This is a genomic window from Mucilaginibacter limnophilus, assembly GCF_004005815.1.
Classification (GTDB): Bacteria; Bacteroidota; Bacteroidia; order Sphingobacteriales; family Sphingobacteriaceae; genus Mucilaginibacter; species Mucilaginibacter limnophilus.
The window spans coordinates 275,871-301,991 of the sequence record NZ_SACK01000005.1; the positions used below are offsets into that span (position 1 = coordinate 275,871).

Below are 26,121 nucleotides of genomic sequence, written 5' to 3' on the forward strand. Positions count from 1 at the left end.
ATGTGGCTTATAACGAACTGCTTATTATACCTGCATTTGGTTGACTAAGGCAGATAAAGCAACTATCAAAAAAAAGAAATTTTCACCGGCTTATATTTTATTGAATATACTAATCGTTCAGCGCAATTAGCCTATAACAGCTTCAATTCAACGCTATTGACACAACTGATACCATTAAAGTAAATATCTTGTAAATAAGCCTGAATTAATTTACATTTGATAATACGGTTATACTTTTTTGATGAAACCCCAATTACTAAAAGTTATTCCTAATGTCTCTCAGTCGTTCAGCGTACGTCGTGATACGGTTCCGTATGTTAATAATCACTGGCATTATCATCCTGAAGTTGAACTGATTTATTTTAAAGAGGGAGCCGGCACGCAGTTCATAGGCGACAGTGTACAGCACTTCCAATCAGGCGATGTGGTGTTGGTTGGTTCATACCTGCCGCATTACTGGCGTTTTGACGATGTGTATTTTAAGGACAATGTAACAGCTACCGCTGATGTGATAGTGGTGCATTTTAATGCTGATTTTTGGGGTGATATGTTTCTTAACCTGCCTGAAACTACCCTGCTAAAAAGCACGCTTGAAAATGCCAAACGCGGCATCCAAGTAAAAGGCAAAGTAAAAAGCCATATTGCCGGCATACTAAACTCGTTGTTACATGCAGAAGGACTAAATAGGATTATTCTTTTGATGGAAGCGCTTGCAGCTATTGGACAACACAGCAAGTACAATCATTTATCGTCAATGGTATTTCATCACAATTTTGAAGATACTGATAAAGATAAGATCAACGCTATTTATGAATATTCGTTAGCTAACTACAAAAGCCAGATCAAGCTTAACGAAATAGCCGAAGTGGCAAACGTTAGCCCGAATTCGTTTTGCAGATACTTTAAATCTAAAACGCGTAAAACCTACACGCAATTCATTAACGAAATACGGGTTGGTAATGCCTGTAAGCTACTCATTGAAAATCGCATAAACGTAAAGCAGATATGCTACGAAAGCGGCTTTAACAACTTCGCCAGTTTTCATAAGTTTTTCAAATCCATCACCGGGAAAAGCCCGTTAAGCTACCAGAAAGAATTTTTGATGGAAAATAATCATGGGAATTAATAAATGCATTAATCAGTCGATACGGTAAAGCATCCAGTGATCATCCTCGTATATCCGCTTAAGGCTTACGCTCGCGTCGTTCGCTTTTACAGTTTCAAGGTAAAGTGGGTTTAACTGCGTATATCCCGAAACAGGATTTTTTGTAGTTGCTACCAGCATATAATCAACAGCATCGCGTGGCGCTTCAACGGCTGTTAAATACTTCTCCTGATAAGGCATAATAAGCTTTTTGGTATTATGTATAAATGCCACTATCGGGTAAGCTATGGCATCATCAATCATTACCCGCGAATCATCAGGCAGACTGTTTATGTAGTTGGCCAGATCGCGGTTGTCATCCTGCTGTGTGCTAACTTCAGGCTTTAGTAATATGCTCATAAAGTCGCGCTCATCCTCAACCTGCGAATGTTTAAGGGCATAGTAACCAGTAAATAATTGGATAACTACTCCTGAAGATAACATGATTTTGAAAAGCTTTTGATTGGAAAAATTTTGCGCCTTTAAGATGATACATAATAACGCCAATATCACAAATATCAAATAAAACTCATGAGACAGGTATGATCGTTCATATTTTACCCTTAAAAACTCAAGCAGCGCGAACGGCGTTAAAATGGTTAATATCTGATAAGTATGCTCTTTGAACAGGTATAACGCCAGTAATATCAAGGGGCAATACAACAGTATTTTTGCTGATAACAGGACAGACATATCAGGCACTTTCTGGCTGAAAGTAGAAGTTGAGATGTTGTAGTTCAAATTATCAACAAACACACTCCAACTGGCGTAAGGGCTTTCAATAAAGTAGTTAAGATCGTTGGCATGTATCAGGTTAAGCAGCTTGTAACACACTACCGAAATAACAGGCAATATGAAAATAAGCATGTACAATGCGAATGTTTTGTTAACCAGTTTACGGCGCAGCGAAGGACTATTAAAGCTGAGGAACAGCCTGAATATTGATTCCCGCTCACTCAGGTTTAAACTGTTTATAGTGATCGATAACACAAGCGGGATAAAGAATAACGTAAGCCAGATGAACTTATACTCGCAAAAAGTAAGTATTACTAAACATATACTGGCAACCGAAATATGGAACGTTGTGCTCGACCGGTAAAACTTAAACAGGTTTAAAAAGAACAGGTAAAAGAATATCAAAATCAAATAAATACCTTTTCCTGATATGGCTGTATATAACATCCCCGGATGAAACAGGAAGATTGCCAGCAGGATAGCCAGGTAAAAATCATCTTTTGAATCGCGCAGCAAAGTATTTACCATTAGGTTAAACAATAGCGCGGTACCAATTGCCGATGCTATTACCGGCGCCAGCACATAATCAATAGAGGTGAATATAAACGTGGCATAAAAGGGCAAAATAGGCGCGGTAAGACCCATTACTTTAAGGCGATTGCCTACGCCATCAAATATTATCCGCGCTTTTTCGATATAGAAAAGTGTTTCAGAATTGAAATAGCCAAGCCTGTTCAGATAAATGCCCGACACCAGGTAATATATAGCCAGTACAATAGTTATCAGAATTATGTATGTTGATCTTTTCCTCATGATACAACATTAACCGGGTTATGCGTTTTACTAAGGCCGTGATTGGTTTTTTCCCAATAAAATGGTTTTACTACCAGCTGGTACAGCGCTTTGTATGATGCAATAGAATGCATTAGCCAGTACACAGGGTTGGCAATTGAGAATAAAATCAAATCATAAAAGCGGCGCTTGAATACCGCCATCATGTTTACATAGATCATCAGGATATTACCAACTATCAGATTGAATATCGACATGAACAATACCCAGTCAGGAAACAGCGTACGTATGGTTGACAGATCAAACACCATGTAGCAGATAAACACCAGCAGCAAAAACGGGTAAACCAAAAACGTAAATGGTGTTGCACCTATAAAGAAGCTGAATCCCAGCACACCCTTTAAACCAATACGGCGATACAAATCGACAGGGTTACGCATGTGCACAAGGTAAGTTTGCATATAACCTTTTATCCATCGTGAGCGCTGGCGTATCCAGTTAAAAGGTTCGTTATTGGCTTCTTCGTAAGTGGTTGAGTTGATAATGGCCACTTTATAGCCTTTTTCATAAGCGCGAACACCAAGGTCGGCATCTTCAGTTACATTGAACGGATCCCACGCGCCGAGACCTATCAGGTTCTCGGTTTTAAAGTGGTTGCTTGTACCACCAAGCGGGATCGGAATATCCAAGGTATCAAGGCCCGGCAGCATATAATCAAACCAGTACGAGTACTCAAGCGTAAACATACGTGTAAGAAAATTCTCATTACGGTTGAAGTAGTTCAGCGCGCTTTGTACGCATATATAGTTTGATGGCAGCTTATCAAACAAAGCCGCTACTTTTTTTAGCTGATCGGTATCCGGAATATCTTCCGCATCATAAATGGTAAGGTACTTTCCTCGTGAAAAGTGCAAACCATAGTTACATGCTTTAGGCTTGGTTTTAGGCATGTGGAACGGCACCACAATTACCTCAAACACCGCAGGGAAGTCAAGGTTGCGCACTGCGTTCAGCGTTTTGTCGTCGTCCTCTTCTATCAGTAACTTGATATCCAGTTTTTCACGTGGATAGTCAAGGCTTTGCAGGTTCCAAACCAATTTTTTAATCAGCTTGTCTTCCTTGTACACCGGCAAGTGAATGGTATAGGCAGGCAAATCGTCGTCCACAACCTCGCGCACATCCTGATTGGTTACCGCCTGGTGCAGTTCAAACCTTGAACCCACCAAAGCCAAAAACAGCTTAAAAGTAATAGCCACCAGGAAGAAGGTGCTTACAATTACATTCAGGATGATGGAGGTGTTCTTAAAATCGAGCACCAAGCCTGATGTGATCAACCCGATCATTACAAAAATGAAGATCAGTTGAGGCATAGTAAAGGTTACCAGTGCCGATGCTTTTGCATCGCGGTTAAGCAGCTCAAATACCGCCGACTTAACGTAACGCTCACCAAGCAGGCGATGGCTCATCCAGGTAATGTCAAGATCGGACGCGAGGATGATCTCGGGTTCCATATCATACGTGAACTTGATAAAATCCTTGAACAGCTCGTTGCTTGGGTCGGCCATAAGCGTAACCATCTTACCGTTTTCGGCCCTTAAGGGCAAAGCAAGATGATCATTAGAAAACTTTAGCTCTATTTGTGACAGTATATCACCATCGTACTCTTGTTCCCTTATCTCCTCAAAAACATAACCGGCGTTTGTTAGTGAACGCTCGTAATTTTTACGCGAAATAAAACCAAAGTTAAGCGCCACTTTTATAAACGACTGCCCTAAGTTAACGCATATCTCATCAATGCGCTGCCTGTCGCCGTGTGTAATAAAGCCGTCGCTTATTAAAAGTTCAGGAATGGAAACGCTCATTTATCCCGGTATATTTTATTGACTACCACCATGCGCTTGCGGCACACGGTGATAGTTTAATGTAATTAGTCGTTAAACAGGTCTTGCGAGCTTTGTACACGTGAACGCACATACAGGAACGATACCAGTATCAGCACCAGAATACCAAGCAAGATATACAGATTGTAGTTATCCCAGAATTTGGCTAAGCCGCTCTTGGTATCTACATACTCAAGGTTCTCGCTTGATTTATTGATATTAAACAGATATTTATTGTTGTTAATATCAGATATACAAACGTTGCTTGATAATGTTGAAAGCTGTTCGGTAATAGAGCGTGATACTGACAGGAACGCTTTCGCCGGATGAGCGCCGGTAGCAGTTAATACCAGCGTGGCATTATTGCTTCGTCCGTAAAATATCTGCGCCAAACCATTTGATACGCTATCCGAAAGTGAGTAAACCACCTTGTTATTATCGGCGTTGTATAGCCTGAACTTTTGATTAAACTTTATAGGTGCGTCAGGAAACTCATTCATTAACGGATCATTGTATGACAGCAATGCAATGATGTTATTCTGTTTCAAATCTCCGCCCTGAATCTGGTCTGAATAAACTATTTCAGGGAAGTTATTTGCGTTAATGTTGTTGTTAAGCTCATAAATAATCTCACCTAATGCGGCTGCAGCGTGTTTGGCATAATCACGACTTACAATAAGCTTAGTAGTACCGCTGTTAAATGCCTCAGGATATTGATAGAAGCTCAAGTCGCTGGTGATAAACGGATTTTTTGATGCCAGGTATGATTTATCAACATCTATTTCACAAAAGAAATTGGTAAAACTGTTAGCGCAATTTCCGCTGCTTGGATAAAACCTGAATTCGGCTTCCAAAGTATTGTATTTATGGTGCTGATAACGGTTAATAGTTACAGCAGTATTTAACTTACCTGATGCGCCCAGCCTTTCGCTGCTGATGAGCAAACCATTCAAATAGATATTAAAGAAGCCTCTATCGCCAGGGTTAAGCGCGCTGTAAATACCTACAAAACGTATTTCGACTTCTTTTGGCGTAAAGCTAAAATCACTGTTTTTAAAGTTATACGAAGTTTTTAATGATCCGATACCTGAAAGGAAACTGCTGCTGCCACCTATTTGCTTTAGCGTAAGTTTTGAACGACTTTCGTCAAGATTAGCAAAAAAGTGGTTTTCAGCCTTGTCGATAACCAGGTAATCACCATACGTTGAATTGAGGATATTCATATTACCCAATGACGTGATGGCTTTATCAAAACCCGTGTTATCTCCACCTGAAACAAACAGCACCTCTTTCGGATCAATATTGGTTACTACCGAGCGTACCGGAACAAGCTTACCCTTCACATCAACCAGGTTGGTAACCGTATCAACTGTAGTTGATATCGATTTATGCAGATATAATAAACCCTGATTACCTTGCGGGTTAACCTTAATAAGGTTACGTTCATCACTGCTTAACGACCCCATAGCACCAACTACAATGTAGTTTTTTATACTATCGGGCAAGGTGCCTGCTTCATACACGTAAATTTCACGGCTCGATGTACGTTTTAATCTGGCATATGCCCAGGCCACAGCTTTAAGATCCTGCAGGCTTGGATTCTTAGGATATACAATTGCACGTTTCGACTCAAATGAGTTGCTGATATTTACGTTATTAAAAAAATTCTTATTCGTTTTTATTAACGACAGATATGAATTACCTTTTATTTTAACCCACATAGCCGGGTTATCCAAATCACGGCACTTATCATTGCTTATGGTAAGCAAGGTTTTTATCTGCACCTTCAAAAACTTATCAGGCGACAAATCGGCATTCGAAAGATTAATAGTGATCTTTTGCAGTGAATCCCGGGTTAGGCGCGCACTATAAGTAGCCTGATTATTTATCAGGATATTGATAAATGAGCTTTCTTTTATCAGGGCCTGTGAAGGTTCAAAATAAAGTACAAGCTTACTGCCATTAAGCTGAACTAAAGGGCTTATCCTCAAATAATATGAGGTAGCGCCGCTCATGCCCATAATAGCATTATCGCTGTGCCCCATTGACCTGAAGGACACAATGCTGCTGGTTTGTGCAAATGACGCCTTCGTTAATAGTACAAGCACTAATAAGGTAAACAGTCTGTTCATTGGGTTTCGTAAATATTAGTTTATAACGTGAAATTCTACTCTGAAGTAATTACCGTTCTCGTCGCTGCGGTAGGTAAGCTCGCCGCCCATTTCCTGGGTCATCAGTTTGGCGATAGACAAGCCCAAACCAAGGCGGCTTTCTTTAGCGTCTGATACATCATTAAGCGTTTTCAGCTTATTGAACATCATATCCAGCTCTTCCTGGCCAATGGCAATACCTTCATCAATAATCTCCAGCACAAAACGCTGGCGCTGAAGGCTGGTAACTACTTTTATATTGTTATTGGTTTGTGAAAATTTAATAGCATTTGATAACAGGTTCTGGAACACCTGACCAGTGAATACTTTATCGAGCTTAACATTCAACGGAAGCTTTAAAATATTGTCAATTAAATGAATATTCTTCATTTGAGCTACTTCAACCAAGCCTTTAAACACATACTGAACTTCGGCATTGGCGTCAAATATTTCCATGTTAAATTTGATCTCGGGCGATGAGATCTCCTTAACATCCATCAGCTTGTTAAGCAGATACTGCATTTTCTCGGCCGATTCAGTTATGTAGCCCACAAATTCTTTCTGATCGTTACTCAAGCGGTAATCTTCATCCTTCACCATGTTATTGCTCATGATAATTGAGCCGATAAGGTTTTTCAAATCGTGGCCGGCAATATTAATGAAGCTGTTCTTCTGCTCGTCAAGCTTGCGTAACTGCTCATACTGCATATCAATGATGTTGTTTTTTTCATTGATGTCGCGGTACTGATCTTTAAGCTGCTCGTTTGATTTCTCGATCAGTATCTGTGAACGTACTTCACGTGTCATTACCTTATAACGAGCATGCGGTATAAGGCACGAAATAAACAGAATGATGAAAAAAAGCGTACCACCATTGGCAATTACAATATCAAGGCTATTTTCGCTTAAAGCATTGAAAAATATTGCCAGCAGCAAAATAGCCAGTAACGATTGTAGAATAGAGTTGATAGCTTCCCAAAATACCTGCAGGTTAAAAAACAGGATCACCATACCATAAAGCACGAAATATATGTTCAATGCCTCAACCGGTACCAGATTGCACAAAACAGCCATAGTTACCGATAAAATTAACATGCTGGCATGCAGCAGCAGGCGGTAGTTTTGTTTATGCTTTTGGAAGTAGGTATATAATATATAAATAACAAAGGCCGAAGTAATACGCACGATAAGGAAATTCACCCATATCTCGTTTGCATAAATAAAATCAATAATACTAAACAAAGGATAAAGGAAAATGGTTGTCCATATGATGTTATTGGTTTGGTACCACCCTTTTTTTAAAGTTTCTTTAAGAAATTCTTCCTTACTAATTTGAATAAACATTCTTCGTATGTTGGGTTATGAAGTAATCGGTTTAGTTTAAATTATATAGTACAAACGACAGAGTGGTGCAATAAAATTAATTTTTTTAAAACAAAGGGTAAGCTAATTTTATTAACACTGCTGATTTCACATCCTCATTTGCAAAAAGTAAACCAAATGTTAAGTTATGCTAAAAGCATGATCATAACTTCCATGAAGTTTAATGCTTACAATGTTTTTAGTGATTAAATAAGCTTTTATAAATAAGCTTTCGGCTGGCATTACGAATAATTACACAAGCAAAACACTTAAAAACTGTTTGTAAATATTTTTTATGAACCAAACCCTTCTAAATTTAAGTGGGGTGCCATTTCCATATTGTGCGGAATATTTTTCCTGCGCATAAACTATAATGTGGAATTTTTATGTGAACAATTATTATATATAGGGGTTAAATTGAAAAAGCCTAAAGGTGACATTGGTCATAAACCCTTAATTTGATATTATAAGTAAAGCACAAATGATTACCTTTGCATTTTAAAAAATACTATGAAATTCTTTGAAGAAAAAAGACGGGAAGTTATGACGCATATTGAAAAATACATGCTTGAAAAGATGCATGATTTTTTGAAGCCGATTGACACCATCTGGCAGCCGGCTGATTTTTTGCCGGACTCTTCAAGAGATACTTTCTTTAATGAGATAAAAGAATTACAGGAAAGCGCTGAAGGTTTATCATACGATTTGATTGCTGTACTGATTGGGGATACCATTACTGAGGAAGCCCTGCCTACTTACGAATCATGGCTAACCATGGTTGAAGGCGTTTCAAAAGACGAAGAAGGTGGCTGGATGAAATGGACCCGCTATTGGACTGCCGAAGAAAACCGCCATGGCGACCTGCTTAACAAATACTTGTATCTGTCAGGCCGGGTGAATATGCGTATGATGGAAATATCAACGCAGTATTTAATTGCTGATGGTTTTGATATTGGCACCGGAACTGATCCATACCGTAACTTTATTTACACATCCTTCCAGGAACTGGCAACCAACGTATCGCACCGCAGGGTAGCATCACAGGCAAAAAAATACGGCGATACCCTGTTATCAAAAATGTGCGGTGTAATTGCGTCTGACGAGGCTCGTCATGCTAAAGCTTACAAATACTTTATTGAAAAGATTTTTGAAGTTGACGCCAGCGAAGCCATGCTTGCCTTTGAAGATATGATGCGTAAGAAGATCGTGATGCCGGCTCATTTTCTGCGCGAAGTAGGCCTTAAAATTGGTCAAACCTTTGGTCACTTTACTGATGCAGCGCAAAGGTTAGGCATTTATACCGCTGTTGACTACGTCGACATTCTGAAAGAACTTATAGAAGATTGGCATATTGAAAGCGTATCAGGCCTTAACGAGGAAGCTGAAAAAGCCCGTGATTATATTATGAAACTTCCTGAGCGCTTACTTCGTGTAGCCGATAGGATGAAAAACCCGATGCTGGAGTATAAATTCAGCTGGATAAACGGTTAAATTCTCTTATATCTGCGGCGCGGTAGCGCCCAGGTGCTCTATAAACAATTCATCTAAAATACCGCCAATGGTAAGCGCGTTGATGTCGTCGACATAATGCTCACTTTCGTGTACTTCAAGGGTATTGCCTTTCCATATCAGCTTATATAAGTAATCTTCATATAGTTTCGGCTGTAGTATTTTTATAGTATCCCCTTCTTTTATAACATCTAAGATGATATCCTGCAGCCTGCGCTGTTGAAATATGGGGTTCAGCTCGCTTCGCAGCACATTATAAAGGTCATCAAAGGTGATATTTTTTATTACAGGTACAATTTTCATAACGGCATTTATAACTTTGAGTACATTGGTAAAACGGCATCGCCGTTTATATGTTTTACCTTAACAAATGCTACACTATGAAATATAAACTATTAGGGCGGTCGGGCCTGAAAGTATCTGAACTGTGCTTGGGAACCATGGGCTTTGGCACCGAAGCCAACTGGGGGGCCGACAAACGGACAAGCTTTGAAATAATGGATGCCTTTGCTAATGCTGGTGGCAATTTTATTGACACAGCCAACATTTATAAGCTTGGTACCAGCGAGAAGATTATTGGCGAATACATCAGTAATGACGACCGTGACTTTTTCGTACTGGCTACAAAATACACACTGCTTGACAACCGTACAAACCCTAACGCATCGGGTAATAACCGCAAAAATATGATGCGCAGTGTTGAAGAAAGCCTTAAGCGCCTGCAAACTGATTTTATTGACGTGCTGTATCTGCACATTTGGGATGATATCACCCCTATTGACGAAGTACTGCGCGGGCTCGACGATTTGATACGCCAGGGTAAAGTAAACTATGCCGCAATAAGCGACACACCTGCATGGGTAGTAGCCAAAGGCAACACCCTTGCCGAACTGATGGGCTGGAGCCAGTTTATTGCTTTACAAGTTGAATACAGCCTTTTACAGCGCACACCCGAGCGTGAGCTCATACCGATGGCTAAGCATTTTGGTATGACGGTTACGCCGTGGGCGCCTCTGGCGGGCGGAGCGCTTACCGGCAAGTACCTTCGCGGCGATAAAGGGCGCATAAAACCGGAAAGCAACCGCCTTAACGATAACAGTATGCGCATCACTAAAGAAGTGGTAGCCATTGCTGATGAACTTGGCGTTTCACCAGGACACGTTGCCCTCCAGTGGACGCGTCAGCAGGGCTTTTCATCCATACCAATTGTAGGCGCTACAAAACTTAGTCAGCTGGAAGACAATCTGCAGTCAGTTGATTTGGTATTAAATGAAGAACATCTTCGCAGGCTTGATGAAACAAGCGTTATTCCGCTTGGTTTTCCCGGCGACTTTTTTAAAGAAGAGGCAGTACGCATTAACTCATTTGGCGGGTTTTATGATCGGGTTGAAAAGCGTAATTAATACAAGTTTAAACACAGCAGTTGTAAGCTAAAAAGTTGTTTACACAAGCTGTTAACATAAGGGTAAACTGAGTAAAAAAAACGTTAAAAAACTTTCAGCACAGTAGAATTTTTAAAAATAATTTGCTGTAATGCAGTGCATTAAAATGTTTTGATTACGTTAGCATATTATTTCGCATCTACGTGCGTTATAATGCTATGTAAGTTTAATTCTTACATATGTGATAAGGTTTAGGTTGAGAGTCCCCGGGCAGCGAGTGCAAGGGGGCTCTTATTTTTTTGTACTATTGCCAACATGAATATTGATGAATTAAAGCAGCAGCTTTATAATGCCTGCCAGCAGTATGTACAAAGCCGCCTAACCGCCGCGCAGGAGGCTATTGACGCCGCACAGCAGGCCGCTAATGAAGAAACCAAAAGCAGCGCCGGCGATAAATATGAAACCGGCCGCGCCATGGCACAATTAGAAAGCGATCGGAACAAAGCCCAACTAAACGAGGCTAATAAGTTAAAGGTAGCTTTAAACAATATCCCACTTTCACAAACAAAAGAGGCAGCCGACGCAGGAAGTGTAGTAATTACCAGCAACGGAAAGTTTTACATCTCCATAAGCGCCGGAACACTTAGCATTAATAATGAAGCATATTTTGCAGTTTCATTGGCATCTCCGGTAGGTTTACAATTAAAAGGGAAAAAAGCGGGAGACAGCTTTATGCTGAATGGGCGAAATTATTTGATTCAGGCTGTTTATTGACTTCAAACTTAGGCAGGCAAACAAGCACTTCGGTGCCTGCACCCGGTTCACTGTGTATTTTAATCTCACCCTTATTTACGTCAACAAATTGTTTAATAAGAAGCAAGCCTATGCCCGCGCCAACCTCGTTATTAGTGCCGTATCCGCTTATGCCCTTACCTACAATTTTAAACAGTTTATGCATTTTCTCAGGTGTTATACCAACACCGGTATCCTTAATGCGGATTACGCAGTATTTTTCATTTGAAGGATAATCTATAGTTATGGTTCCTCCTTTGGGGGTGAACTTAATGGCGTTTCCGATAATATTCTGCACAATGATCCGCACGTGATCAGGATCTGCAAAGGCAGGCGTTACAGCGTCGTTATCGTGTATTAAATTGATATTTTTATCTGTTGCAAGAAATTCAGAAACAGCTATAGTTTCCTGTACCAGAGTCTTAACATCTATCTTGGTCGCCTCACTTTTTATACCTGTTAGCTGACTGTTTGCCCAAAGCAGCAGATTGTTAACCATCCCCGCAATATGGCCGACCTGCTGATAAAACCTTTCGAGTATAAGTTCCTTTTCATCATCCTCTACATCACCCGAGCGTATAAACTCTATAGTTTGTATCATCGAAGCAAAAGGCCCTCGTAAATCATGACTGATTACTGAAAACAACTGGTTTTTGGTTTGATTAAGCTGATCAAGCCTTTCGTTTTGATGATATATTTCATCCTTTTGCAGCGCTATGGCCTTATTGCGCCGCTCAAGTTTTTTGTTGAGAGACGTTTTATTCATATTACTACGCGTAATTACTACGGCAAATATGCTGATGCATGCTGCCAGCAAGCCTATTCCGCCAATAAGCAGGCGGTTAAACTTACTTTTCTGCTCGTGCACCTCGTTATCCTTTACCAACCTCAGGTTATCACTGCGCTGCTGTTTTAGCTGCAGATAATTTATTTTCTGCTGACGACTTTCATTGTTCAGGCTATCGTCAAGCTTGTTCATTAAGACATTGCTATCATATGCTGCCTTATAATTACCCTTAGCAGCATGTGCCTTTGCCAATATTTTAAGCGCCCGAACCTCATCCCACAAACTACTTGTTTTACGTGCCAACACAACGCTTTTTTGAGCATTAATAATTGCTTGTTCATACTGTTTCAAAGCATATTGTGCCTGCGCCAGCCCCGAATAAGCAAAAGCATTTTCCCAGTTATCCTGATATTCGGCTTTAAGTACTTTTTGATGAAAAAGTATAGCTTCTTTATACTGGCCTATTTTGAAAAAAACTTCTCCAAGCCGATTATTTGTCATTGACACCATATGTTCGTCGCCAATTTCCTTGCTTACCTGCATACCTTTATTAAGATATTCAAAGGCTTTTTCGGGCTTTTTCATTTCATCGTAACAAATGCCGATATTGAAGTACAGCATGGTCAGCTTTCGTTTATTATTTAGCTGCAATGCTTCTTTTAGTGATTTTTCGAAGTCAACAATGGCATCGTCAAACTCGTCCTGTGATAAAAAAACCAACCCCCGAAGGTGATAAGCATTAGCAATACCCAGCTTATAACCAGCCCTGTCACTAATCGTCGCTAATTGTGACGCAGCTTCTAATGAGGCGAAATAATTCCCCATCACATAATAGGTTGAACCAAGCATATATAAGCCATTGGCTTCTCCTTTAAAATATTTGGATTTTCCGGCCAGTTGTATCGCTTTTTTTGCAAAGGCAACAGAACTATCAGCATTGGTATACCGGTAGGCATCGGCTATTTGGTTTATCAGGTTCACTCTGGCGGTGTCTGAGCCTTTGCGGGGTGTAATTTTCTTTAAGCGATTAAGTAAGCTATCGGTTTTAATATCCGCAAAACACATCAGGGGCAGCAATATTGCCAGCAATATTTTAGCGGGGATACTTTTTAACATTTGCAGGACGATAGCCCGGGGGTCAAACCGGACAGGTGAAAATAATGATAATAATGTTATCTGCAACTTAACAAAGCACAAAAAAGGCCGGTTACTACAACCGGCCTTATGAAGGTATTATATATATTGAAGCTATTTTGTGTAAACCAGGTTTGCTGTGTTGACGTAAAAACGTGTTGTATCAGTGTCAGGCTGATAACGGGTAAGAAACTTAACCTGTTCTTTTTTACCCGCTATTTCTTCGAGCTTGTTGTTAGCTTCCTGCGCAGTGGCATATTGCTTAAAGAAGTTAAAGGTGCGCTCAAACTTAACGTTTACTACCTTGACACCACCAATAGTGGTATCGGTAACAGTTTTATCAATCTGATGTAAATTATAAGGCTTCCAGTTAAGCACGGTATCTCCCCACTGCATTTTCATTTTGTAATCGAGTCCGTTCAGCTGCGTGTTCTTAAAGTCCTCATCAAACACAATATACCATGATTTTGTGTAGCGGTCTTTATCAATAATCAAGTGCACTTTTTCAGCATAAGCTAAGTTAAGCGTTGTGCCGCTTACACTTGCTTTCACTATTTGCTGCTGTGCATTTTCAACTACTGGTGTTACTTTTAACGATGCCAGCAATTTGCCCTCTTCTGCCGTTGGTATAACAGCTCCTGTTTGTGGATTTGATATATCTGATGCAGGCAAAACATCATTCAACTTTTTGCAACTTGCAAAAACTGTTATCAGTAAAGCGCTAAGTATTATTTTTTTCATACTCAGATTATGACAAACGCAATTCCAACTACCCGATGCCAAACCGAATCAACCTGTATAGTAAATTTTAGGACGCTGTTCGGCAAACTATACTAATTTTCGTAAAATCAACAGATAATGTAACTTTAATTCACATTAATTTACCAATGATTAAATTATTAATTTATTAAACCAAAGGTTAATTCAATTAATATTCTATAAAGTTGTACGATAAAATCATATCTGTTCATTTTGTTCACACAACGCTGCTTCTAATGGGAAATGATTGTATATATTTTTGGAATTTTTTCCCCATAATTCCGCAATACCCATCACTGGCAAAAAATAAAACTATATTTTTACGGCTCAAGCCAATTAATTGATGAACCACTTTTATCGCACTACTATTCTTGCATTGCAATTTTCAGCATTTACTATCCCTGCTTTAGCTAAAGTAGTTTTACCCGGATGCTTTACAGACAATATGGTACTGCAGCAAAAAGCACAGGTTAACTTGTGGGGAAAAGCTGATGCCGGAAAAACTGTAAAGATCACCACCTCATGGAATAAAAAAACTTACAGTACCACTGCCGGCGCTGATGGTAGCTGGAAAGTTAAAGTAGCCACTCCGCAATACGGCGGTCCTCACAATATTACGTTTAACGATGGTGAAGCAATCACACTTGAAAATGTGCTTATAGGGGAAGTGTGGATTTGTTCGGGGCAATCAAACATGGAAATGACGCCGACAGGTATGTATGGTGACATTTTAAACCTGCGTGAAGAAGTTGCTGCAGCCGATTATCCGCAGATACGGATGCTGAAGGTTGAAAATACCATGAGCATGCAACCCCTTACCGAACTAAAAACACGCGGCGAATGGCGCGTTTGTTCACCTGAAACTGTAAGCCAGTTTTCGGCCGTAGCATATTTTTTTGCACGCGACCTGTACAAACAATACCATATTCCTATCGGCCTGATTAACACTACTTGGGGTGGTACAGTAGCTGAAGCCTGGACAAGCGGTCAATCATTAAAAAAAATGCCTGCCTTTGCCCCATCTGTACAAGCGATGGAACAAGGACTTACGCAGGAAAAACTGAATGAGCAATATAATAAGGATTTGCGCAGCTGGATAAATAAATTAAGTGGAAAGGATTCTCTGTACACTAACGGCACTTTGCCTTGGATAAGTACTGATTTTAACGATGCTGATTGGAAAACAATGGCCTTACCGGGTTATTGGGAAGCTGTAAAGGGTTTAAACACGTTTGATGGCGTTGTAGCTTACCGCAAAAAAATCAACATACCTGCAGCCTGGGCTGGTAAAGACCTGGTGCTAAACCTTGGCCCAGTTGACGATGCCGACGTTACCTGGTTTAACGGTACCGAAGTTGGCCATACCGAACTTTTCCTGATCAAGCGCAGCTATACAATCCCCGGCAAGCTGGTAAAGGCAGGTGAAAACACCATTGCCATACGTGTGGTTGATAACGGCGGTTTCGGCGGACTTGGCGATGGCCCACTTACAATTGCTCCCGCTAATGAAAATGTTGAACCGATTAGCCTGAAAGGAGGCTGGAGCTACCGGGTAATAAATACGCTTAATCAGCTTCCGCCAATGCCTTATAAGCCTGATGGGCCTAACCGCCCAACATTGTTGTACAACGCGATGGTGAATCCACTAATCAACTATACCATTAAAGGTGCGATATGGTACCAGGGCGAAAGCAACGCCGACAGGGCATACCAATATCGTACCTTGTTCCCGCTGCTAATAACCGACTGGCGCGAAAAGTGGAAGCAAGGCAATTTCCCGTTCTACTATGTGCAACTGGCCAACTTTATGCCGAAGGATAAACAACCGGCCGAATCAACTTGGGCCGAACTTCGCGAAGCACAGTCAAAAACGCTTTCGCTACCCAATACCGGCATGGCCGTTACCATTGACATTGGCGACGGAGGCAACATTCACCCGGCTAACAAGCAGGACGTTGGGCACAGGCTGGCACTAATAGCCCGCGCTAAAACCTACGATGAAAAGGTTGAATACTCCGGTCCGGTATATCAATCTTTCAAAATAAAGGGAAACACTGTTGAGATAGCCTTCAGCAATGCTGATGGTCTTAACGTAAAAGGCGGCAAGCTAACAGGCTTCACCGTAGCAGATGCTGATAAAAAATTCTATTGGGCAGACGCTAAAATAGAAGGTAATAAAGTAATCGTGTCAAGCAATCAGGTATCGCAACCTGTTGCTGTAAGATACGGCTGGGCAAACAATCCTGATTGTAATTTATATAATGAAGCTGCACTGCCTGCATCGCCATTTCGTACCGACGATTGGCAAGGTGTAACTTTCGGTAAAGAATAATTAAGTATGCGGCGCAGTAGCTTACCTGCTGTGCCGCATTACCCTTACCAGTTGCCTGTGCCTTTTGGCGGCGTAATAGTCGTTGGTAACAAGTATAGCATGTATCACACCCGGTATCCAGAAGAACAGGGTAAGGATGATGCTTAATATAAAGGCGCCTATACGGCCGGTTGTAAAAACGGCCAGCGGCGGTAATATGATGCAAAGAAAGTAGCGCATTGTATTGGTGTTTGTTTATAATATGATAAAAAACACAATCAATTGTTACGCCCTACCACCATTTTAAAAATATACAGCTAATTGCTATCAAACTGAAAAGCAAATTAGCTATGCCTATTATCAAGCAGTCTGATTCAGCTTCAGACAGTTTGCTGCCTCCCGGACTGAACCGCAAGTGATATAATTTTGATACGCCAAATATGCCGGTTAAAATAGCCAGCCCGATACCAATAAATTGAAACTTGTCCATAACACAGATGTTTTCTTCTCTCAGATCTTCTTTAGGTGTTACATAAATAAAACCTGAAAGCCGATATTGTGCTGTTTATTTTGTTCAGTTCAATCTGTGTCACCAAAAAGCAATCTGACAACTACTCAACATACTATCAATCAACTACAAACGTTTAGGGTATGTGAGCATGAAGAAGCGGGTTATCTACTACATTTCCATACTATTTTTTATTACCGGCCTGGCAGCTTTTAAAGCAGACAATTTCATTGTCCTGCCGGACGAGCCATTGCCGTTTAAACCGCATGGCTATTACATTGCCGCCGTTACCGACGACCGCCCGGCCAAAAGCCCCGTGGCGCAGGTAGTGACATTATCTGCTGATAAGAAAACAGCCGTGCAGTCGGCCGACTTGCAAGGCGGGACGCTATCGGCTGTGAGAGGATACATCTCCCGCAACCTCGATAAAGACGCCTCCCAACGGCCGGTCATCGTCAGCATAAAGGAATTTAAGCTTACCGAGACATCCCTTCCCGGAAACCGTGTTGATGGGCAGGTGAAGCTTGTGCTGTCGTTCGGGCTGCAGAAGGATTACGGCTTTGAGCGTCTTGTCGACTACCGCGGCGGGCTGCACTACATCAGGCCGGTTAGCAACAGCGCCCTTGCCGCCACGCAGCTGCGCGACTGTCTCAAAAATGGCATCACCTACTTTAACAACTGGATGAAGGCCAACACCGGCACCAACATCAAGCTGGCGCAGAAGGTAACCTTTAAGTTTACCGACTACGCCGAACCCAACGAGAACGACACCGTGTACTACTCGCCCAAACGCCCGCTTGTGTGGGATGACTTCCGGGCCACTACGCCACCCTCGGGGCCGTACGCGGCCATGGTGATCCCGGCCTTTGGGTACGACGAGCAGCACGAGGTGGTGAACGGCGCCATAAGGGTGAAACTTTCCATGAAGGTTTACCTGGCCAAGAGCGCATCGTGGGTAAGCGGCGGCGGACAAACCAGCTACGCCCTCAACCACGAGCAGCGCCACTTCGACATTACACGCATCATCGCGCGGCAGTTTCAGCAAAAGGTGCTGAACGCCGGACTAACCCCCGACACCTGGGAAGCTTTCATCGGTATGCAGTACCTCGACTCGTACCGCGACATGCACGCCATGCAAACCGCCTACGACAGCGAGACCGCCCACGGACGCAACCATTCCGCGCAGGCCGAATGGAATCGCCGCATCGACAAGCTGCTGGGCGAAGGCGCCGACACCGGGCTCAGCCGTTAACGTGCAGGTGTTGATGCAACAGTATATATACAAATCAACACATGCAACACCTGCAACACCTGCAACACCTATCAACACATGCAACACCTGCAACACCCTGCAACACTGTCAAAACAGTGGCACCACTTTAATAAACAGGGCTTCGTAAATTTGGGTCTCTTCTTTCTACAAATCCCATTTTACTATGTTCGAAAAACCTTTTGAGATCCAGATGATCTATGCCGAAGCGGCCGAAATAAATAAACGCAGGGAAGAAGCCGCCAAGCTTAACCGTACCTTCCAAAGCGCGCCGACGCTGCTTAACGTTAAACCCGCCAACTACTGGATGCAGCAGGAATACGGCAAACCTCAGCCCAAAGCCCTCTTCGATAAATTTTTTCAGCAGGACGAACTGTGCATTATGTTTGCCGACACCAATGCCGGTAAAAGCATTTTAGCCGTACAAATTGCCGACAGCATAACCGGCGAATACGGCATCGGCCCGTTTCAAAACAGCGCCCCTACCTGCACCCGGGTATTGTACGTTGACTTTGAACAAAGTGCTAAACAGTTCGAAAGCCGATACCTCAGCCCGCATTGGGGAAGCCATATTTTTTCAGAGAACTTTTTCCGCGCCGAACTCAACCACATTGCGCTTCCCGACGCGATAAAGCACAAAAACTACAACGAGTTTGTTAAGTTTTCACTGAAAGAGGCTATCAAAGAAACGCAACCCCAGGTGCTTATCATCGATAATATTACGTACATCAGCACCGGCACGCAGTATGCCAGCAGCGCGCTCGAACTGATGAAAACCCTTAAAGAGCTGAAAAGCCTGCACAACCTGTCGGTACTGGTGCTGGCCCACACGCCTAAGCGCAACCCGCGGCATCCCCTAACGGTAAACGACCTGCAGGGCAGCAAAATGCTTATCAACTTTGCCGACAGCGCTTTCGCCATCGGTCAAAGTTACGCCGCGCCCAACCTGCGCTACCTGAAGCAGATAAAGCAGCGCAGCAACAGCATTGTATATGGCGACGACAACATTTGCGTAATGAGCATTGCTTATGAAAACGGCTTTTTGCAATATAAATTTGAAAATTACGCCACCGAAGCCGAACACCTGATGCCCTACGCTATTTTACCAACCGGGCAGCTGCAAACCGAAGTGCAAACACTGCATACCGAAGGAAAATCGCTGCGCGAAATAGCCCGCGAACTCAACATTCACCATACTACGGTATTCAGGGTACTGAAACGGCAGAAAGCGGTGGACGACTAGCCGTTGGTTTCTGATGGTATTTGCAAATTGTTAGTCGGTGATTTAAGTACCGGCCATTCTTTACTTAACGGTAGTTCAACAGTTAAGCAGTTGAAGATTGTAGATTATGGAAAGAATTTCATGTATTCTGATTAACCTCGCTTTGACGGCGATAAATGCTGTTACAATAAAGCAGCAAACCAATGACTAATGACCTTTGACTAATGACTAATTGGGCGTTCCCCTCCGGGTCAGGCTTTCCGTTCATACGCCCTCAGGCCTTATGCGCAGGCCGGTATCCACTGCAATCCTTAACGCATATGTATTCTCAACTTGTTTTTAAGTGCTTAATTGCGCTATCTTTTAATTGTTTTTTTATGTAATCTTTATTCTTTCCTTGCCTTTTTTGAAGCTTAGCTAAAACCTTAGTTTCCAATTCTTTATCCAATTTATGAACTTTCAGATCTACAAACACAATCCTTGACCACCTTACGTTTAAGCTTTCGTCTGACTGGAAGTCAACTAAGTACATGGGATCTTTCATTCTACTTGACAATAAATAAGCTAAACAATATTTGGTCATATCGCTATATGATGGATCATCTTTGATTTTGAAATATATTTCACTTAAATCTTCAATATTTAGATGTTTAGTATTTAAGTTATTTGTAAATATCTCTCGTATTTGTATTGTAAAGTCAATAGTTGTCAAATAGTATGTAATTCCAGCTTCCTGCTGAGAATCTTTTTCTAATAACTTTTTATAAAATAAATCAAAGTTATACAACACCTTTTCAATTATCTTTTGCTTAAGTTGTCTTGATATAAGGTGATTTGCTTGAAGACATCTTGAAATCAAAGTAAAGTATTTATAAGCCTGTACATGATCATTAGGAATATTATTATTATAGAGTTCTTTAATAAACACATCTCTTTTGGGTTGTTTTCCGCAATAGAATACCATTGTATTTTCCCACCAATCAGTGAAAAAACTATCTTTTAATAATTTCTCGTTTGAATCATCAAAAGCTACACTCGTGAAATATTCTTGAAAGGTTAAATGGTAAAAATAAAATTCGTTTAGTTGTTCATCAAATTGGATAAGACCCTGTCTGTCTTTTAAAGAATCAATAAATTGTTGCACATCGCTTAAATCTTTAAAATCATATTCTGACTTTACTTTTTGCAGAAAAATTTTCAAATCCTTTTCTGAAATGGATTTGATCCCGTTACAATGCAAATGTGATGCTATAATTGCCATTATTTGTTTGGCTTCTTCATATTTATACTGAGAACTCAATCCTTTGCTGGAATCCCATCTTTCCAAGTAGTAATCAGTAAATTTATTATAGAGCTCTGTGATATTGGCAGGAAGTTCTGATAAGTCAATTTGATCTTCTTTATACAAAATAGCCATTAATGTTAAAGCCAAGGGAGTTCTAACTAATTTATTAGTAAGTAACCCATCTTTTAGTGCTTTAATGAAATAGTTTGATTTCCCGGTATTGTTTGGAATTAACTTTTTTACAAGTTTAAATGCTTGGCCAATATCAAAAGGTAGCAATTCAATCTTTTCAAAACTCTTGAGTATTCCAAACTCTTGGATTAGACTTTGATCTCTTGAAGTAATTATTATTTGTACAGGAAGTTTTTTTGTAAACGAATCTAATTCAATGATTTCATTTAAAAGCCTTAAATTATTTATATTTAAAGCTAATAAGGCACTCGATGCTTGAAGGTCATTTAACTTTTCTTTTTTATCTTTTTTCAGTTCGTCATTTTCTCTTTGCAGCCTAAGTTTTAACGTGAGAATATTTATTAATACTATTATTCTATTAGTAGTATCTTTTATTTCATCCAAGCCGTCAAACAAAAGCATAATCTTTGAGTACTTACTGAAATCAATTTCCTCATTAGCTAAATTGCTATATTGAGCCTTTAATGCTTCATATAAGTTTTCGTTAACATTGATATTTGAAAATTCCCATGAAAAGACAGCAATAGGTTTTTCTAAGTTTTCATTTAAAGCATTTATCCCTATTCGTTTAAGAAGCAATGTTTTCCCTGAAGTGGGTAATCCGTATATAAAAAAGTCTTTGTGTTCTCTGATTATCGCAAGTGAATCATCGAGTTCTTCATTTCTTTTAACATCTTTTTGATCACCATCATATTTTATATATGTTTCTTTTTTCTCTTTAAATTTCTGATAAGAGGTCTTTACGCTAACGTATATATCGTTGATATCATTAATGGACAAGCCATGGAATAATTCTTTAGTATTATCAACTTTAGATAAATGCTTTATTTGACCGTTTCTAAAATTGTTAAATGCAATTTCGTAATCACTTAAAAACTCTTCTTTTATCAAGCTTTCAATTTCGCTGTTTAATCTTTGATAATTCCAAATTTCAACATTTGATAATAAAAAATCTTCGATGGTATGATGCAATACTGATTTAGCTTGTGGAGAAACTACTCCATTAATTACAACTAAAACTTCGGATATATTCTCCTCTTTACCTTTTTCATTTATATGAGGATGCTTAAAACATAATCTAATTTGACGTAAAATCTCTCCATCTTCTTCAAAATCTTGCTGTCCTGAATCTTTGTTTTTAACAATTACCGCCGTAAGCCGCTCAATTTTTTTACGTGGATCGTAATCTTTGAAGACTAAGTCTTTACCATACTCATTGCTTCCATGGGTTATTTGAACATCAGAATAACCCATTTTAATAAAAAGTTGTTGTAGATAAGGAAACAAAAGAGGTTCATTCTTACTCTCTTTTATAACTTTCAGTTTAGCTTTAACAGTAGTTTCTTTGCTCATTTTAGGTTGTGATTAAGGTTATCAATAAAGTTAAACAATTGCATTGAAATTGCATTACTCAAGTACAATTATTCCGCGTTAAGGATTGCAGTGGATACCAGCTTCGCGCCTAAGGCCTGAGGGCGTATAAACGAAAAGCCTGACCCGGAGGGTAACGCCCAAAAGGGTCATTAGTGATTAGTCAATAGTCATTGATTAATTATGAGTGGTTTAATCACTAACTCATCTTTGATCTGCGCCATCTTCTTATTAAATAAATCAGCAAAACAACTACAGCAATAATGGCTATAATTTGCCACCATTGAACCGCCATTCGAAAAGAATAACCTTCGGATACCGGATTTGCCCGCAAAATCGCATACAAGAAACTGCTCATTTATAATTGCTTTTTATTCTTCTGCCTGTATACTGGATTACAAACCATAATCTGCTACTGCAACTGCCCCTGCAACTAATTACCGCCGCGCAACCTTACCGCTCGTTCTGCGGAAATACACGCACTGTTTTTACATACCTGCCCATATAATAAGCGTTGAGCGGCGTTATGGTTACACCGTCGTTTTTGCCCGAGGTGGAGTGGATGAACTGTGTTGGTTGCCCGGGCGCTGTTACGATAATGCCCATGTGGCCAACGGTGCGTATGGTGCTATCGGTACCGGTGAACAGGATCAGGTCGCCGGGTTTGGCGTTGCGCAATGGTATTTCGTGGTGCACATTAGTAAAATCTTCAGATGTGCGGGGCACCGCTATGCCGAAATGGTTGAACACATAGGTGATAAAGCCCGAGCAGTCGAAACCCTCATTAGGGTTGATGGAGCCGTATTTATAAGGTATGCCCTGCAGCGTTTGCGCGTAGGTTATAAGCTGTGCCGGCGTGGTTTGGCCGGTGTTAACGCGGGTAGCTTCGGGCGTGTTGTACGGGAAAGGCAGCGGCTCTCCGGGCTTTGCGGTGGTGTCGGCAGTTACCGGCGGTTGTTTAACTGTCATGTTAGTACCGCCGCCGCACGACAGGAAGAACAATACAAGCAAGCAGTAAGCGGCACGAAATTGCATGCATAATGATACGGAAAAATCAGTGTATCAGCATAATAAACAACCAGGCATTACACTACTTTAATTTTACAAAAACAAATAAAGCGGCTTTTACTTAATTAATAAGTAAATACTTTAAGTAATAACCAAACCTATATGAAAGCTGCACTAAAAACTGAGAATGGCGAATTTGAGATTCAGGACGTAGAAGCCCCAAAGGTTGAAAAGCCCGACTGGGTGCTGGCGCGTGTGCGGGTATCGGGCATTTGCGGTACCGACTTGCGCCACTGGAAAAAGGACGAGCCCGAGCTTGTACACAAAATAATGGGGCATGAACTGGCCGGCGAAGTGGTGGAAGTTGGCGAGGCCGTTACCAACGTTAAGCCCGGCGACCGTGTGGTAATTGAAACCGTGCTTGGCGACGATACCTGCGACTGGTGCAACGTACAACAGTATAACCTGTGCCCCAACCTGTACCCCGTGCGTATGAAAACGGTGTCGCAGGCGTTTGCCGCCTACCTGGCCGGTCCGTCGAAAAAGTTCTACAAACTGCCCGATCATGTAAGTTTTGAAGAAGCAACCGTGTTGGATACATTTTCGGTATGTATGCACGCCATACAATTAAGTGGTATCAAATTAAATGATAAGGTGGTTGTAATTGGCGCCGGGCCGATAGGGCTGGGTCAGCTGCAGCTGGCAAAAATTTCGGGCGCCGACGTGCTGATTACCGATACGGTTGATAACTCGCTGAGAATAGCCAAAGAGCTGGGCGCCGATGAAGTGGTAAACATTAAAAATGAAGACGCGTTGAAGCGAGTAATGGAATTCACCAATAACCGCGGCGCCGATATCGTGTTTGAATGCGCAGGCGGCCCTTCAATGCCCGAAACGCTTCCGCAGGCTACAACCTTTTGCCGGCGGGGCGGTAAGGTGATTATTGTAGGCGGCTTTGATAAGGGGGAGATTTCTATTCCGCTGGAATGGCAGCGCATACAAATGAGCGAGATAAAGCTGATACCAAGCGCCAGCTATTCGTATTGGGGCATATACCCCGAAATGCAAATGTGCCTCGACCTGGTGGCCAACGGCAAGCTGAACGCCAAAAAGCTAATCACCCACAGCTTCTCTCTCGACGACATTAACAAAGCCTTTGAAACCGCCCAGAACAAGGAAGAAACCGGGGCAGTTTTTGTCGCGCTGACTGTATAAATTCACGTTTCCATATAAAAACAGCAAAGCCCCGGTATCGGGGCTTTGCTGTTTATGATATATATTTATTATGGCTGACCGCCGCCGCCCATAGCGCCGTAAATCTGTCCGGTTGCGTAGCTGGCATCGCTGGCGGCAAGCTGAACGTATATCGAAGCCAGCTCAACGGGCTGCCCGGGGCGGCCCATTGGTGTATCACCGCCAAATTTTTGCAGCTTCTCCTGCGTAGCGCCGCCGCTTACCTGTAGTGGCGTCCAAATGGGGCCTGGCGCTACGCCGTTCACTCGGATGCCTTTCGGCGCAAGCTGTTTAGCCAGCGAGCGTACATAGTTTGTTGTAGCCGCTTTAGTTTGTGCATAGTCATAAAGCTCGGGTGATGGGTCCATAGCCTGTTCAGATGTAGTACCAATAATCGCCGATCCGGGTTTCAGGTGCGGCAATGCCGCTTTGGTTATCCAGAAAGGCGCGTAAATGTTGGTCTTCATCGTCGCGTCGAAATCTTCGGTAGTGATATCCAGTATAGAAGGTTTGGTTTGCTGACGTGCGGCGTTGTTTACCAATATGTCAAGCCCGCCTAACTGTCGTACGGCTTCGGCAACCAGTTTTTGGCAAAAAGATTCGTCGCGCAGGTCGCCGGGAATGGCTACCGCCTTGCGGCCTTCGGCTTTTATCAGCTCAATTACTTCTCGTGCATCAGGTTCTTCGGTAGGAAAGTAGTTGATGGCAACATCAGCACCCTCGCGCGCGAAGGCGATAGCCGCAGCGCGCCCCATGCCTGAGTCGCCGCCCGTAATAAGCGCCTTACGGCCCTTTAACCTGCCCGAACCTTTGTAGCTTGTTTCACCATGGTCAGGCCGCGGGTTCATCTTGCTTGCCAACCCCGGCCACGGCTGCGACTGGCTTTGGAACGGTGGTTTAGGATATTTCTTGGTAGGATCTTCAAGGTCGGCCGGGCCATCATATGCTGATGGTAATACGCCTGTGGCGCCAAGCACAGGTGCTACCGTCATGGCGGCGATGCCTGCGCCTAATCCGCCAATTACTTGGCGACGGGATATTTTATCATCGTTTTTCATGGTAGTGTAGTTTATGTCTACAAGAAACCATGAGCAGAGTGATTGGTTTTAATTGGAAGTTAAAATAATTTCCGCACCATCCCCCATTCATAAACGCAAAAAAGCCCTCGTTGATTACTCAAGAGGGCTTTGTAAAAGTTGGCACCGACCTACTCTCCCACGTTTTACCGCAGTACCATCGGCTCTGGCGGGCTTAACTTCTCTGTTCGGAATGGGAAGAGGTGGACACCGCCGATA

At 41.8% G+C, this 26,121-nt stretch carries 20 protein-coding genes and 1 rRNA gene; 8 read left to right on the forward strand and 13 right to left on the reverse strand.

Features of this window, described 5'->3' with window-relative positions; all coding sequences use genetic code 11:
* The first annotated feature begins 241 nt into the window (after positions 1-241).
* Positions 242-1,126, forward strand: a complete 885-nt coding sequence (locus EOD41_RS13355; RefSeq protein WP_127705707.1) for an AraC family transcriptional regulator — start codon at positions 242-244, stop codon at positions 1,124-1,126.
* 12 nt (positions 1,127-1,138) lie between these two features.
* Here the strand turns inward: EOD41_RS13355 and EOD41_RS13360 are convergent, their stop codons facing one another.
* The 4 genes from EOD41_RS13360 to EOD41_RS13375 all read right to left on the reverse strand — a co-directional run bounded on the left by EOD41_RS13360 (position 1,139) and on the right by EOD41_RS13375 (position 8,045).
* Positions 1,139-2,692 carry a hypothetical protein gene (locus EOD41_RS13360; RefSeq protein WP_127705709.1) on the reverse strand — a complete coding sequence of 518 codons (1,554 nt, stop codon included), beginning with the start codon at positions 2,690-2,692 and terminating at the stop codon, positions 1,139-1,141.
* A complete protein-coding gene (locus tag EOD41_RS13365) occupies positions 2,689-4,533 on the reverse strand; it encodes a glycosyltransferase (RefSeq protein ID WP_127705711.1) in 1,845 nt (614 codons plus the stop codon). Before EOD41_RS13365 ends, EOD41_RS13360 begins: the two co-directional genes overlap by 4 nt.
* Before the next feature lie 65 nt (positions 4,534-4,598).
* Positions 4,599-6,683, reverse strand: a complete 2,085-nt coding sequence (locus EOD41_RS13370; RefSeq protein WP_127705713.1) for a cellulose biosynthesis cyclic di-GMP-binding regulatory protein BcsB — start codon at positions 6,681-6,683, stop codon at positions 4,599-4,601.
* Between the two features lie 15 nt (positions 6,684-6,698).
* Positions 6,699-8,045 (reverse strand): sensor histidine kinase, encoded by a 1,347-nt coding sequence (locus tag EOD41_RS13375; protein WP_127705715.1) that lies wholly within the window; start codon positions 8,043-8,045, stop codon positions 6,699-6,701.
* A 528-nt stretch (positions 8,046-8,573) separates the two neighbouring features.
* Between EOD41_RS13375 and EOD41_RS13380 the strand changes: the two genes are divergently transcribed.
* Complete coding sequence (locus tag EOD41_RS13380) at positions 8,574-9,554, forward strand: acyl-ACP desaturase (RefSeq protein ID WP_127705717.1); 981 nt, start codon at positions 8,574-8,576, stop codon at positions 9,552-9,554.
* 6 nt (positions 9,555-9,560) lie between these two features.
* On the opposite strand, the gene EOD41_RS13385 is transcribed toward EOD41_RS13380, so the two are convergent.
* A complete protein-coding gene (locus EOD41_RS13385; RefSeq protein ID WP_127705719.1) occupies positions 9,561-9,875 on the reverse strand; it encodes a hypothetical protein in 315 nt (104 codons plus the stop codon).
* Between the two features lie 77 nt (positions 9,876-9,952).
* On the opposite strand from EOD41_RS13385, the gene EOD41_RS13390 reads away from it, so the two are divergent.
* The gene (locus tag EOD41_RS13390) at positions 9,953-10,975 is read left to right on the forward strand and encodes an aldo/keto reductase (RefSeq protein ID WP_127705721.1); all 1,023 of its coding nucleotides are present in this window, start codon (positions 9,953-9,955) and stop codon (positions 10,973-10,975) included.
* 294 nt (positions 10,976-11,269) lie between these two features.
* Positions 11,270-11,728, forward strand: coding sequence for a 3-oxoacyl-ACP synthase (locus EOD41_RS13395; RefSeq protein ID WP_127705723.1), 459 nt, complete (start codon positions 11,270-11,272; stop codon positions 11,726-11,728).
* On the opposite strand, the gene EOD41_RS13400 is transcribed toward EOD41_RS13395, so the two are convergent.
* Together EOD41_RS13400 and EOD41_RS13405 are read right to left on the reverse strand one after the other, a co-directional pair.
* A complete protein-coding gene (locus EOD41_RS13400) occupies positions 11,685-13,649 on the reverse strand; it encodes a tetratricopeptide repeat-containing sensor histidine kinase (protein ID WP_127705725.1) in 1,965 nt (654 codons plus the stop codon). The genes EOD41_RS13395 and EOD41_RS13400 overlap by 44 nt on opposite strands.
* 132 nt (positions 13,650-13,781) lie before the next feature.
* Positions 13,782-14,408, reverse strand: a complete 627-nt coding sequence (locus EOD41_RS13405) for a hypothetical protein (RefSeq protein ID WP_127705727.1) — start codon at positions 14,406-14,408, stop codon at positions 13,782-13,784.
* Positions 14,409-14,769: 361 nt separating this feature from the next.
* On the opposite strand from EOD41_RS13405, the gene EOD41_RS13410 reads away from it, so the two are divergent.
* A complete protein-coding gene (locus EOD41_RS13410; RefSeq protein WP_127705729.1) occupies positions 14,770-16,758 on the forward strand; it encodes a sialate O-acetylesterase in 1,989 nt (662 codons plus the stop codon).
* Positions 16,759-16,779: 21 nt separating this feature from the next.
* Here the strand turns inward: EOD41_RS13410 and EOD41_RS13415 are convergent, their stop codons facing one another.
* Both EOD41_RS13415 and EOD41_RS13420 read right to left on the reverse strand, forming a co-directional pair.
* Complete coding sequence (locus EOD41_RS13415; protein WP_127705731.1) at positions 16,780-16,977, reverse strand: YqaE/Pmp3 family membrane protein; 198 nt, start codon at positions 16,975-16,977, stop codon at positions 16,780-16,782.
* A gap of 52 nt (positions 16,978-17,029) precedes the next feature.
* Entirely contained in the window at positions 17,030-17,227 is a 198-nt protein-coding gene (locus tag EOD41_RS13420; protein WP_127705733.1) for a hypothetical protein, read from the reverse strand.
* 169 nt (positions 17,228-17,396) lie between these two features.
* On the opposite strand from EOD41_RS13420, the gene EOD41_RS13425 reads away from it, so the two are divergent.
* Both EOD41_RS13425 and EOD41_RS13430 read left to right on the forward strand, forming a co-directional pair.
* Positions 17,397-18,497: a hypothetical protein gene (locus EOD41_RS13425; protein WP_127705735.1), complete on the forward strand. Its 1,101-nt coding sequence runs from the start codon at positions 17,397-17,399 to the stop codon at positions 18,495-18,497.
* Positions 18,498-18,681: 184 nt separating this feature from the next.
* Complete coding sequence (locus EOD41_RS13430) at positions 18,682-19,758, forward strand: AAA family ATPase (protein WP_127705737.1); 1,077 nt, start codon at positions 18,682-18,684, stop codon at positions 19,756-19,758.
* A 307-nt stretch (positions 19,759-20,065) separates the two neighbouring features.
* Here the strand turns inward: EOD41_RS13430 and EOD41_RS13435 are convergent, their stop codons facing one another.
* Both EOD41_RS13435 and EOD41_RS13440 read right to left on the reverse strand, forming a co-directional pair.
* Entirely contained in the window at positions 20,066-22,567 is a 2,502-nt protein-coding gene (locus EOD41_RS13435; protein ID WP_127705739.1) for an NACHT domain-containing protein, read from the reverse strand.
* A gap of 471 nt (positions 22,568-23,038) precedes the next feature.
* Complete coding sequence (locus tag EOD41_RS13440) at positions 23,039-23,620, reverse strand: C40 family peptidase (protein WP_127705741.1); 582 nt, start codon at positions 23,618-23,620, stop codon at positions 23,039-23,041.
* A 135-nt stretch (positions 23,621-23,755) separates the two neighbouring features.
* Between EOD41_RS13440 and EOD41_RS13445 the strand changes: the two genes are divergently transcribed.
* Positions 23,756-24,808 carry a zinc-dependent alcohol dehydrogenase gene (locus EOD41_RS13445; RefSeq protein WP_127705743.1) on the forward strand — a complete coding sequence of 351 codons (1,053 nt, stop codon included), beginning with the start codon at positions 23,756-23,758 and terminating at the stop codon, positions 24,806-24,808.
* A gap of 68 nt (positions 24,809-24,876) precedes the next feature.
* Here EOD41_RS13445 and EOD41_RS13450 read toward each other — a convergent pair whose 3' ends face one another.
* Entirely contained in the window at positions 24,877-25,884 is a 1,008-nt protein-coding gene (locus EOD41_RS13450) for an SDR family oxidoreductase (protein ID WP_127705745.1), read from the reverse strand.
* Between the two features lie 136 nt (positions 25,885-26,020).
* Positions 26,021-26,121: ribosomal RNA gene (gene rrf, locus EOD41_RS13455) — 5S ribosomal RNA — on the reverse strand; the annotation flags it as partial.